Below are 11,807 nucleotides of genomic sequence, written 5' to 3'. Positions count from 1 at the left end.
TACGACATTACTTGAGCAAACGCAACAGTATTCCTATTTAGCAATGACGTTCGATGAAATTAAATGGCCGGCGCCGACGATCAGTCATTTAATCGCTTCGAACGATGGGATCAACTGGACTGAGTTAAAACAGTATGACTTCGGCTGGCGGGATCCGTCGATGGCACAGTCCGATGATTACTGGTACATCATTTATACCGGTGGTATTGTACGCACAAAGGACTGGGAACAGTTTGAACAACTGCCTTATCCAATTGACAAACCAGGTTGCATGACATGGGCCCCAGAATGGGCGAATGACAAGAACGTCTGGCACATCGTCTACGCACAGACGCCGCCTAACGGGACTGAACAAGATTTCGATTTGTATGTTGTCGATTTTGACCCGGTCACGGGTTCCACTGACATGACCACCAGCAAAAAGGTGGTCGCAGACTACGTTAAGGGCAGCCCGATTGATCCGAATATTAATGTTATCAATGGGCAGTATTATTTATGGATCCGCGAACGTGATCTAGTTGTTCGACTGTATCAGAGTGACGCGTTGCAAGGACCCTACACGCCGGTTTCCACGAATTTTCCTGACATTCAAAGTGGGTTAAACGATGAAGGGCCAGAGATGATCCTGATCGATGGTCAATGGGTACTGTTCAGCGACCCATGGGCCGGATGGATTCCGAAACGGCGGCTGTATTATTCAACCGCGGCCAACAACGATCTGACCAACTGGTCGTCTTTAAAACCGATTGAAGGGTTGAGTTACATGCCGCGTCATTTTGGACTAGTGAAACAATGGGCCGTTAAAGAGATGCCGATAACGAGCGTTCACGACCTTAAATGGGTGATGAACAATAATCTGAATCTATTTACGCGATGGCTTAAAGAGTTGTTAACACGGTTCAATTATGAATACGATGATACGTTAGTGGTTACTACGATTAGTGAGTTAACTAGTAATAGTCTTGACCGCGCGCTTTATCTAGAATTGCAGAACGTGTTCACACCAATTAATGCGGATTTGTCGTTGCTGACAGATGTGTTGCGACAACATCACGTTAAAGATGATGACGGCCATTTTTACGTGGCACCGCAATTGATGTCACCGGTTGGCTTAACAATTGACGATAGTTACATTAAACAGCTTAATGATAATTGGTGGGTCGCATTTGATTCGCTGTCACTTTATCAAACTGCTTTTAAAAAGAACCTGCTCTAGCAGCAAGTTCTTTTTATTTACTCAAAAATAGAAAGGTGTGAAGAAATGGATCAAAACTTCAATAATGATTATGTAAATGACCCGACTAAATGGGATCAAGTGCCGGTTGATGATTCTGTCAACGGGTATAGTAGCGTGGACATCACTAATCCAAAAATTGTGAGCTATCAGATTCCCATGCACCCTCGTATGGGCGATCGCTTGCGGCCGTTGCCAATTCGTGTGACGAGCAACCAGAAGACGTTGCATTTCACGCAAAACACGTCACTAACACTGTACGGTGAAGATGCTGAAAGCAAGATCAAGGTGCAGCATTTAAGTTTCGATGGTGTGGCGGATAGTGATAAAGATAACTGGGGAATTGGCCGGGCAATCTTCCTGCTTCCTGAGGAATGGTTTTTATCGTCTGGCTCGTATAAGCAGTTGATGTTACAGGTGTCGGAAGGCCCGCAAATCCTAGGAACAGTTAACTTTAGTTTATCCGTCATGCCTAATGGATTTACAACACTATCAGTGACCAATCACGATTTCGATAGTGATTTCCAAACCAAATTAGATGCTCTGTACAAATCACTGTACGATCAATTTCAAACCGAGTACCAGAAGTTTGAAGGCATTTTGACCAACGCAGAAACCACTGCCAGTGGTGATTTAGACGCATTTACTGCCTACATGAACAACATCAAAAAGCAGCTAGACGATGCGACGGGATCAATGCCACAGCGGATTGCACTGTTACAGAACGAACTCGATTCAATTCAAAAACAAATTGATGAAATCGTGGGCGTGTTTGCACCACAGGTGCAGAACGTTAAGTTTACTGGGTCGCTGCCAAGCGTGGTGGCTTTCACCTATAACTACGGTGCAGGCCAGCCGCAGACTGATCCAGTCAGCTACAAACCTGTTGAGCAGATTGAGGTTAAATGCGAAGTGCATGGGGATGATTCAACCGTGATGGACTTGTACATTAAAAATCTACGGGTCGTTGCTGGTAACACGTATATCAGTGATGATGGGAAGTTGCTTACCGTGGTAGATCAGAAAAATAATCAGTACATCTGTTTTAAGGCAATCAATGACATTAAATTTATGGAGGTCGGATAATGGGATTAATTACAAAGGGGCAACCCAATTGGGATGAAGCATTAAATAATTATTTATCTCGAGAAAAGCAAGTGTTTACGTGGACCGGACATCACCCAAATGGGTACATTGTTACCGCCAAGCGGATTGGAAACACAGTTATGTACTCATTCTCAGTCGACGATAACCGGAAGCAGGTCAAGGGATGGGTACAGTTCACGGATGCAGGTTTTATCCCAGCTGGATTCAGACCAACAACCAATAATTGTTTAACGGCAGAAAGTGCGCCAGGAATCATTGATGGCAAGCCAGCTGACTGGGCCTCTGGATTCTTGGTTGTTAACCCAGATGGCAGTTTGGCAACTCGGGCGTTCGTTATTCCGTCCGCAGTGACCGACAATCCAGATTCATCTTGGGTAAATGCCAAAGGCACCGCAATCACTAGTGACGACTACCCAGCAAGTAACTAAACGATAAGGAGAAGAAAAAAATGGAATACTACAAATATGACCCGAAAACATTTGCATACGCCGGTGCTGGTGTTGGAGATTCGGTACCAGAAAACGCCACAGCAACGCCAATTACTGGACTGGTGGGCAACATCGTTTACAACCCGGCGTCGAACGGGTGGACTGGGGACCGTTTACCAGCAACACCGGATCAGACAGCAAATCAACCCACAACCGATCAGTTGCTGATGATGAACTTAACGCAACAGGTGGCGGCCTTGAATGCAAAGGTAGCGGCCTTAACTGCAAGTAACGAGACGACGAAAGGGGCGAACGTATAATGTTTCCTACATTTGACGATTTAAAGGTATTTAAATCATGGGGTGCCAGTGCTTCATACTTCCAGTTTTATTTGGACAATGGAATCATCACGCAAGACCAGTTTAATGAATTGACCGCTTAACGGTACGTAATATTCATAAATTCTAAATCGAAAGAAGGTGTGACGATTGCGTACTCAATTCAGACGTTTTAAAGCGTGGTATCGCGTGTTGTTCCGTTCGAACTTCGGGGCCTTGGGGATTACGCTATTTTACTTTGCCGAGGGCCTTTACGTCATTTGTAATCCCGACTATTTACATGCTCAAGAACGTTTTGGCTGGCTTATAGGGTGGATCGATGACGAATGGTTCGGGTTCCTGCTGATTGCTATTGCAGCGGCTATGCTACTTAGTATTATCCGACATGTACAAAGCATTAAACGTCCGTTAATCACGTTTAGTGCTTTTTTGTTTGGCGTCTATTCAGGTATTTTCATTTTGCGGGCCTTTGATGGTTTTCCTAACTCATCGTGGGCACTGGCTTTAATGGGCCTATGGCTCTCAATCGGGATCACGAAGTATGGTGATTTCGATGAATAACTTGGCCAAGTTTTTTGAGGTAATTAAGGATGCCGGCCTTTTCCCGTTTTTAACTGGCCTAGTGCCAGCGTTTTTTGCCTGGCGAAATTCGCACACGAACAGCCAGACCAAAATTCTACAAATGAGTTTAGACCAGCTTAACCGGAACTATAAAGACGTCATCAACGAACGTGACGCGTTAAAAAGGGAACTCGAAGAATTAAAGGAGAAGAAGAATGAGTAAGTTAAATATTAATGATGTGGTCACTTGGCTGTTAGCCAGTGGCCTTTTTACGTGGGCCTATTTTGGTTTATTGTCACCCATGCTACATCAATGGGTAGCCACGCAAAAGGCTTCTAAAGGGCGCCAGGTTGAAGAACTACTCCTGAATTTAGCTGATACAGCGGTTCAGGGTTTAGCCACAAATTACAACATGACTGGGGCCACAAAGAAGAGCGCCGCAGTGCAACGCGTTAATAAGGCATTGGCAGACAAAGGGATTAACGTTGATGACCAGCGTGTCCAAGATACAGTTGAACGTGCCTACCAGGCGTTTGCTCAAACTGACGCGCCAGCCATTAAGCAACAGGCAAAATTACAGCAACAACCGCAAACCGGCGGTCCAGTTAAGCCACAAGACAAGGGGGCAAAGTAATGTCAGTTGATACAAATGCCGTTATTCAATGGTTCCGTGACCGTGAAGGCCAATTAACTTACAGTATGTATGGTTCCAGAAATGGTAGTGATGGAACGGCGGACTGTTCAGGGTCCATGACGGAGGCGCTGTATCAAGCTGGTGCTGGTCGTTACAGCTATCTGTATTCCACGGAAACCATTCACGAGTATCTTAAAGCCAATGGGTTTGAGTGTATCGTAGAAAACGACCAAAATGGTTGGAATGCTCAACCTGGGGATATTGTTATCTGGGGCCAGCGGGGCTCATCTGCTGGCGCCGGTGGTCACATTATGGTAATGACGAGTGGTGATCCAGACAATAACTGTATCTCGACTTGTTATTACACGGGAGGCGAAGAAGGGACCGCTGTGCAAGAGCTAGGGTATGACTACTTTGCTTCATTGGATGGCTATCCGTATTATTACGTCTATCGGCTGACTGGTAATGGCAATGAACAGACACCAACACCACAGCCGGTTCCAGCGCCATCACGAGATAAGTCAGCTGTTCAGCAATTTAAGGATGCTGGCGGTTGGGTCAAGTTCAATGGGCACCCCTGGTTACTTGATCAGGTCGAGTTTACTAACGGTTGTTGGCAGGGGCTGTCACATGAACTATCTGCGGACAGTTCTAGCGATCAATTAAGCTGGGATGACAACGGCGTGCCCCTAGTATTTGTTTCATTGACTGATAACCTTAACCAAAATGATGCCACTCCAGGCAACCATTTTAAGTTCGATAAAGACGAGTGGTTAATCGCAGACTACGACGAAGGTTCAAACGCAATCGCGATTGATCTTGGAGCAGATTATGGATTGATTTGGTTCAACGCAGACGCGTGTTTAAAAGCATAGATACTAATGAAAAAGGCTCTAACTTCCCAATGTTGCGGGAGGTTAGAGCTTTTTTTGTTTAATGACAAACGCTTAATTTGCTCCAGACATTTATGATTCGTTGACTTGAAATTTAAAGGACGTGTATAATCCAATACATATGATAAATGTTTCATATGTATTTTTTACTTTTTAAGAGGGAGAAACACAATGCAAGCCGTTTTAACTGGTATTACAGCATATATTTCAACTAGTATTGATTATTTAGTAATTTTAATGGTGATTTTTGGATCTACGAATCGGGCGCAACAATGGTCTGTCTATCTGGGCGACTTGATCGGCACTACTATTTTGGTGGTTGCGTGTTTGATTATGTCGTTTATCTTAGGTTTTATCCCTCAAGAGTGGATATTAGGATTGCTTGGTGTTATCCCAATTCTAATGGGACTAAAATTGCTTGTTTTTGGTGAAAAAGATGATGATGAACTGGTAGAAAATGAGATTAAGAAAAAACAAAATGTTGTTTTCAGCGTGGCACTTATTACCATAACAACATGTGGTGCAGATAACATTGGTATTTATGTACCACTGTTTACTCAAAGCACAATTCCCAACTTAATCATCATCTTAATCACTTTTGTAGTCATGTTAACTCTGTTCTGTCTAATTGGTTACGAGTTATCGCGGTTACCAAAAGTTGCAGAAATACTTGAAAATTATGGGCGTTATATCACTGCCATTATTTATATCGGACTGGGTACGTACATCTTATTCGAAAGCGGGACCATTAAACACCTGTTAGGATAAACGTAGCCGACCATCATTAAATAAATATTTTGGTGGAATTGTTAAAAAGCCGCAGCTTCCTATTAATTTAGGGAGTTGCGGCTTTTTTATTAGTGATTTCGTTTCTTAATTACGAATAAGGTGGTGACACCAGCTAAGATGATAATGCCAATGATGCTGGTTGTGTAACCAATTGCACTGGTACTTGGTAAGCTAGCGTGATGAGACGTGTCGCGGTTGTTAGTTTGTTGCGTTGGGGTGTTTGATGAGTTATTGCTCGAAGAATCTTCTTTGACAAGGGTAGCAACAATAGATTGATCGTTACTGCTTTGTGAATTTGACTGGTTAGCAGCTGATGATTGACCATTCGAAGTTACGCTGGAACTTGATGAAGAACTCTCAGAAACGCTTGAACTAGCGACGTTGCTAGAATTGGAGGAAGAACTGCTTGAAGCATTGGAACTCGACGAAGAACTTGATGAACTTGAACTTTCAGAACTTGATGATGAACTCGACGAACTCGAACTTTCAGAACTTGATGAAGCGTCTGGATCATAAGTAATAGTTACAACGTTAGCGCCAGCACCGTCCTTATCAACTTTATATGAACTTGGTTGATTAGCGGCAATGGTGTAGCCATCAAAACTAGGTTGGTCAATCGTGATGGTTCGACTAAACTTAGTATCAATTGTCTTTGAGTCTAACTTTTTGCCATCAGACGAAACGTAGTTGACAGTTACAGTTTCATCATTTGGAATTAAAACAGTTGACCAATTTTCGATTGCGTCAAAATCTGTTGAACTTCCAGAAGGAAATTCATTGTCATGAAGCATTTGCATAACATCATCTAATGGGACACCTTGAAAATGATCCATTACCTCTTGGTAAGGATATGTTACTGTACTAACAGCGAAGGCATAATATGTCGAAGCATTTAAATCTACTGAATACCCCGGTGCGGACAATCTTTTTATTTTGTAACTGCTTCCTATACTTACTTTATCGGTTTGGCTTGCTGGCGAAGTTCCTAAAGAATCAGTATTCTTCCAAGTATAGTTTACGGTTAAGAAATGCTGATTCGAATCAGCTAAAACAGGGAAGGCCATACCCAAGGTAACGGCAAACATTAGTATAGCGACAATATTTCGAAGAACCTTTGACTGTTTCATAGTAACCACCTTTAATCAGTATTTTGTACACTTGAATTGTAGCATAATGTTTTATGCCAAAAGAACAGTTGTTACTTACAGTAATCTTCTGGTTAGATTCATAAAGTTTTATCTAAAAATAGCCCTCACTCCGGCGATTTCAAGCGAGATTTATTAATGTAATGGGGTGTAATTTTAAGATTAATTGAGCAGATATAAAACTGCTACATTACTCAAAAGTAATCATTCAGCATATGATAAGTCCACTTTATTTGGTATACCAATTTAAGAGAAATTCATTAAAAACAGAACCATTTCTGACTTTAAATTAAATGGCCATCTTGTAACTAAAAATACATTTGTGCACACCTTGTGCACACACTTTTAATATTTCAGTGATTATTCAGTGACTGGTCAAAATCAAAAAAACAAGCCAAACCCTTGATATAAAAGGGTTTTGCTTGTTTTTTGTTCTTCTTCGTGACCGTTCAATAACGGGTCAAAAAGGAGACGACAGGATTTGAACCTGCGCGCCCGCTATAAACGGGTTCGACGGATTTCGAGTCCGTTGCATTACCGCTCTGCCACGTCTCCAAAAGTACTTAATTAGTATAGCATAAATTGCCGGACTGACAAGCATTGTGAGGGGATAAAGTGAGCGGGTAATGAATTAACTAATTGAATTCGATCTCAGTCATGGATTCTTCAATGTCTTCAAAGACGTGGTTGCTTTCAATAAACGTTCGCCACGCGTGATCATCGGTCACGTTACTTCCGAGAGCAGCGGCAATCCGGTTATAAATGTTCTCGAGGACGGGAACAAACATTTTATCGACGGTCCGGTCAAGTTGGGTGTCATTCCATTGTTTTGCCGCTAACCGCCGTTGGTTACGCGCCTGTTGAAAGGCGAGGGCCTGTTCATAGTAAATCGGCCAAATGTTTGAGTTGGTTTCAAGATAAGCCTTAAACGTTTCGTGGTCCATAATGGAACTCCTTTGGCGAATGTACGTTCGCGTTTATTTAATTTCCATTTTAATCCTGTCCCATCCTGATAGCAATAACGAGTTTGATTGACGAGGGTGATTATTATGAGCGCCTTAAAAAGTAACCATGCCGAGCCAGTGATGTTTGACTGTTAATCAAACAGCGGTTAAAGTTAACTCAACAATCAACGACTTAAAATGGTTTTAATTAAGACAGAATAAGGATGGCAACTCATGAACGTTGGAATTGATAAAATGGGGTTCTACACACCGCATTACGTACTGGACATGACGGATCTCGCCAATGCGCGTGGTGATGAGCCGGCGAAGTATCACATTGGCATTGGGCAGTCAGAGATGGCGGTCGTGCCGGTGACACAAGACGTCGTCACAATGGCCGCAAACGCTGCTGCTCAGGTGCTTGACGATACTGATCGTGATCAAATTGATCTGATTTTATTCGCGACTGAATCAGGCATTGATAATTCGAAGGCCGCCGCAGTTTACGTTCAGCACTTGTTAGGGCTGACTGAACACACCCGGGCAGTTGAAGTAAAGCAAGCATGTTATTCAGCGACCGCAGCGTTACAACTGGGTCGTGACTACCTGTTAGCCCATCCTGACCGGCGTGTCTTAGTTCTGGCGGCGGATGTGGCCCGGTACGGGTTGGAAACGGCTGGAGAAATCACGCAGGGCGGCGGCGCGGTTGCCATGGTGATGAGCACGGAGCCCACAATCATGGCAATTGAAGCGGACAGTATGTATTTAACACGTGATGTTATGGATTTTTGGCGGCCAGTTTACGCGACGGAAGCACGGGTTGACGGGCATTATTCAGCCAACATTTACATCGATTTTTTCCAGGATGTCTGGCAACGATTTAAAACGCAATTTGATCAATCGGCGATGGATTTTGATGCATTTCTCTTTCATTTGCCGTTTACAAAAATGGGACTTAAAGCGTTGCGAACGGTTTTACCAGAAGTGGATGACACACAGGCGACGAAACTAACGACGAACTTTGAGGCCGCCCGTGAATGGAACCGTCATGTGGGGAATCTATACACGGGTTCTTTGTACCTGAGCCTGCTGTCACTATTAGCAAACGGTGAGCTCGCTGCTGGTGCCCGTTTAGGACTCTTTAGTTTCGGCTCCGGGGCAGAAGGTGAGTTTTATACTGGCCGACTGCAACCAGATTATCGCCAGGGGTTCAATAAGGCAGCGATTACGGAACTACTTAATAACCGGACGCCGGTTGATGTGGCCACATACGAAGCGCTATTTTCAGATCAATTGCCAACCAACGGCACGGATCGGGAGCTTGATATCAGTGCGGACCCAGCCCAATTTGTGTTAACAGGCATTAAGAACGAACAGCGCCAATATTTAAATCGTGGTTAATGAAAACGGTGGTCCTACGGGATTGCCGTTTTTTGGCTGAAAAAAGTCCTGTCGATCAAGGATGATCAACAGGACTAAACGGAACGGTGATTATTTAATGAAGTTCGTGACAGTTTTACCGTTTTTTGCACTATACAAAACCTTGCCTGATTGGTCCGGGCTAACCATGGCCAGGGTGTAATCGTCCTTCAAGGATTTACTGATGTTGGCGGATGAGGCCCGTAAATGGTCTGTCATGGTTGGCCATTTAGCTTCCTCAGCGTCACTTGGCGTTTTTTCTAACTCCTCCAGAGCTTTAACGGCATCCTTATTGGTTGGATGAATGGTGTATGTCTTTGTGTCAGCGTCAAGTGTAACGGTACCAAGACTACTGAAGGCATTTGCCAGTTGTGATTTAACCTGGCTCTGTGCGTTAGCGGTTGCCGCACTCTTCTGGCCGGCCGTTTCACCATCAATGGCAGCTTGGTTCGGATTGAATACCGAGGCAGCTTTGGTTAATGCTGCCTTAGTGGTCGAACTGCTGGAAGATGACTGCATGCTCCATGAACCATGGTGGTGCCAGACGGGGAGCTTAACGACGCCGTACCCAGTAATGAGGGCAAAAACGACGACTAATAGGGTGGCAAAACGCCAGGTTCCGTAAGACTGGATTGAGTTGAGCAGGTAAAAAACGGCAAGGATCAACGCGATGCCACCGAAAACGGCCAAAAAGATCATGATTATTCCTCGATTTCATTGGGTAATGTTGTCTTTTAAGTGTACCATTGTGGCCGCCACTGAAAAAGGGGCCATTAATGAATTGAGTGGTGGAAATTGTGGAAATTAGTGATAAACGTATGTGAAGCAGAAGATTGTGGACAATGTTTCGATTTAGATTCATAAATGGTGAACCGATTGCCATTATCATGAGGATTTACTAAAAAATATGAATGAGTTTTCGGAATCACGGTGACAATGTTCGCTAATCGAGTATACTGAGAATACTACTTGAGGAGGAACACACACGTGAAATCAATTTACTTAGCAAGTCCTTTTTTTGATGAAGAACAAATTGACCGGGTTAAGCGCGTTGAAGCAGCCTTAGCCGCCAACGCAACCATTGGGGATGTCTTTAGCCCCCGGAAGTCGCAGTTTCCCGAATTGACCTTTGGGAGTCCTGAATGGCAAGAAACGGCCTATAACCATGACTTAGAAAACCTTAACGGGTCCGATATTGTTGTAGCCGTGTCCGACTTCACTGAAGATTCAGTTGATAGCGGGACGGCGTTTGAAATTGGTTACGCCGTGGCTAAGGGCAAGCAGGTAGTTTTACTTCACGAAAAGGATAGCCTTGTTAACTTAATGTTGGCTAAGGGGGCAGTGACTTACGTGACAACGGCTGAAGCCATTGCAGATCTTGATTTTGATGCCTTACCAAATCAAGCCTACCCAGGCAAAGTTCAATAATCAGTAAAAAAATCCCTGAACGGCTAACTGCGTTCAGGGATTTTTGTGTGGTTAAATAATGCTAATAAACAGAGTCACGGTAGAGGCCAACAACCTTACCTAAAATGGAAACTTGGTTAAGAATGATGGGCGCCATGTGATCATTTTCTGGCTGAAGCCGGTAGTGATCGGATTCCTTGAAGAATCGTTTACAAGTGGCTTCATTTTCGTCAGTCATCGCAATGACGATGTCACCATTGTCTGCATTTTGTTGGCGGCGGACAATGACCCGGTCACCAGTCAAAATGCCCATGTTGATCATACTGTCACCACGAATGGTGAGCATGAACAAGTCGCCATCATATTCGGTTAATTCTGGGGGAATGGGGAAGTAGTCGGTTGCGTCTTGAACCGCTAAAATGGGTTCCCCAGCAGCGACGACACCCAGAACCGGAATCTCATTAGGGGTCGTTGAAATGCCGAGGGCGGTTAGACCAGCGTCCGTTAGTTCAATGGCCCGGGGTTTTGTTGGATCTTTAACCAGGAGGCCCTTTTTTTGGAGTCGGTCAATGTGACCGTGAACGGTGGATGTTGACGATAACGCAACCGCTTCACCGATTTCACGGACCGTTGGCGGGTAACCTTTTTCGTTAACCCGGTCATAAATGAACTGGAGAACAGCCATTTGCTTCGTTGCAGCACCTTTTGCCATGTTTACACCTCGTTATTAAATGTCGTCGCCATGGGTCTTGTACACCACAAACGGGTGGCCGAAAATGGTGCCCATGATGGATCGGAAACGCCGAGCGACGCTTTTTGTTATTTAAAACTTAGCATATTTTACGAACAGGGTCAAACAAATGTTCGCTACATTGCAAATCTTTTCCTCTTTTGGCAATAATCTTGT

Annotated in this window: 15 protein-coding genes and 1 tRNA gene; 11 read left to right on the top strand and 5 right to left on the bottom strand. The window is 44.0% G+C overall.

Annotation, left to right across the window (positions count from 1 at the left end; translation table 11 throughout):
- The first annotated feature begins 160 nt into the window (after positions 1–160).
- The 9 genes from ACRYI5_RS03225 (at position 161) to ACRYI5_RS03185 (ending at position 5,964) form a co-directional block, all read left to right on the top strand.
- Positions 161–1,216: a hypothetical protein gene (locus tag ACRYI5_RS03225; RefSeq protein ID WP_448224246.1), complete on the top strand. Its 1,056-nt coding sequence runs from the start codon at positions 161–163 to the stop codon at positions 1,214–1,216.
- Positions 1,217–1,261: 45 nt separating this feature from the next.
- The gene (locus ACRYI5_RS03220; RefSeq protein WP_448224245.1) at positions 1,262–2,320 is read left to right on the top strand and encodes a hypothetical protein; all 1,059 of its coding nucleotides are present in this window, start codon (positions 1,262–1,264) and stop codon (positions 2,318–2,320) included.
- Positions 2,320–2,769 (top strand): hypothetical protein, encoded by a 450-nt coding sequence (locus ACRYI5_RS03215; protein WP_448224244.1) that lies wholly within the window; start codon positions 2,320–2,322, stop codon positions 2,767–2,769. The genes ACRYI5_RS03220 and ACRYI5_RS03215 overlap by 1 nt, the downstream gene beginning before the upstream one ends.
- Positions 2,770–2,789: 20 nt before the next feature.
- The gene (locus tag ACRYI5_RS03210) at positions 2,790–3,089 is read left to right on the top strand and encodes a hypothetical protein (RefSeq protein WP_448224243.1); all 300 of its coding nucleotides are present in this window, start codon (positions 2,790–2,792) and stop codon (positions 3,087–3,089) included.
- 168 nt (positions 3,090–3,257) lie between these two features.
- Entirely contained in the window at positions 3,258–3,668 is a 411-nt protein-coding gene (locus ACRYI5_RS03205) for a hypothetical protein (RefSeq protein WP_448224242.1), read from the top strand.
- On the top strand, positions 3,661–3,891 hold the full coding sequence (locus ACRYI5_RS03200) for a hypothetical protein (protein ID WP_448224241.1): 231 nt from the start codon (positions 3,661–3,663) through the stop codon (positions 3,889–3,891). Before ACRYI5_RS03205 ends, ACRYI5_RS03200 begins: the two co-directional genes overlap by 8 nt.
- Complete coding sequence (locus tag ACRYI5_RS03195) at positions 3,884–4,303, top strand: phage holin, LLH family (protein ID WP_448224240.1); 420 nt, start codon at positions 3,884–3,886, stop codon at positions 4,301–4,303. Before ACRYI5_RS03200 ends, ACRYI5_RS03195 begins: the two co-directional genes overlap by 8 nt.
- A complete protein-coding gene (locus ACRYI5_RS03190; protein WP_448224239.1) occupies positions 4,303–5,178 on the top strand; it encodes a peptidoglycan amidohydrolase family protein in 876 nt (291 codons plus the stop codon). The genes ACRYI5_RS03195 and ACRYI5_RS03190 overlap by 1 nt, the downstream gene beginning before the upstream one ends.
- Before the next feature lie 189 nt (positions 5,179–5,367).
- Positions 5,368–5,964, top strand: coding sequence for a CadD family cadmium resistance transporter (locus ACRYI5_RS03185; protein WP_448224238.1), 597 nt, complete (start codon positions 5,368–5,370; stop codon positions 5,962–5,964).
- Positions 5,965–6,053: 89 nt separating this feature from the next.
- Here ACRYI5_RS03185 and ACRYI5_RS03180 read toward each other — a convergent pair whose 3' ends face one another.
- From ACRYI5_RS03180 to ACRYI5_RS03170, 3 genes are all read right to left on the bottom strand, one after another.
- Positions 6,054–6,818, bottom strand: coding sequence for a MucBP domain-containing protein (locus tag ACRYI5_RS03180; protein WP_448224237.1), 765 nt, complete (start codon positions 6,816–6,818; stop codon positions 6,054–6,056).
- A 778-nt stretch (positions 6,819–7,596) separates the two neighbouring features.
- Positions 7,597–7,685: transfer RNA gene (locus ACRYI5_RS03175), tRNA-Ser, on the bottom strand.
- Positions 7,686–7,765: 80 nt separating this feature from the next.
- Positions 7,766–8,074 carry a hypothetical protein gene (locus ACRYI5_RS03170; protein WP_448224236.1) on the bottom strand — a complete coding sequence of 103 codons (309 nt, stop codon included), beginning with the start codon at positions 8,072–8,074 and terminating at the stop codon, positions 7,766–7,768.
- A gap of 234 nt (positions 8,075–8,308) precedes the next feature.
- On the opposite strand from ACRYI5_RS03170, the gene ACRYI5_RS03165 reads away from it, so the two are divergent.
- On the top strand, positions 8,309–9,475 hold the full coding sequence (locus ACRYI5_RS03165; protein WP_448224235.1) for a hydroxymethylglutaryl-CoA synthase: 1,167 nt from the start codon (positions 8,309–8,311) through the stop codon (positions 9,473–9,475).
- Positions 9,476–9,565: 90 nt separating this feature from the next.
- On the opposite strand, the gene ACRYI5_RS03160 is transcribed toward ACRYI5_RS03165, so the two are convergent.
- A complete protein-coding gene (locus tag ACRYI5_RS03160) occupies positions 9,566–10,192 on the bottom strand; it encodes a hypothetical protein (RefSeq protein WP_448224234.1) in 627 nt (208 codons plus the stop codon).
- 288 nt (positions 10,193–10,480) lie between these two features.
- On the opposite strand from ACRYI5_RS03160, the gene ACRYI5_RS03155 reads away from it, so the two are divergent.
- Entirely contained in the window at positions 10,481–10,921 is a 441-nt protein-coding gene (locus tag ACRYI5_RS03155; RefSeq protein ID WP_448224233.1) for a nucleoside 2-deoxyribosyltransferase, read from the top strand.
- Between the two features lie 61 nt (positions 10,922–10,982).
- On the opposite strand, the gene lexA is transcribed toward ACRYI5_RS03155, so the two are convergent.
- Positions 10,983–11,612: a transcriptional repressor LexA gene (gene lexA / locus ACRYI5_RS03150; RefSeq protein WP_407879391.1), complete on the bottom strand. Its 630-nt coding sequence runs from the start codon at positions 11,610–11,612 to the stop codon at positions 10,983–10,985.
- Positions 11,613–11,807: the final 195 nt, after the last annotated feature.

Source organism: Furfurilactobacillus sp. WILCCON 0119, from assembly GCF_053471565.1.
Note: the sequence above shows the minus strand (reverse complement) of the source record. Positions and strands in the feature narration are given on the sequence as shown.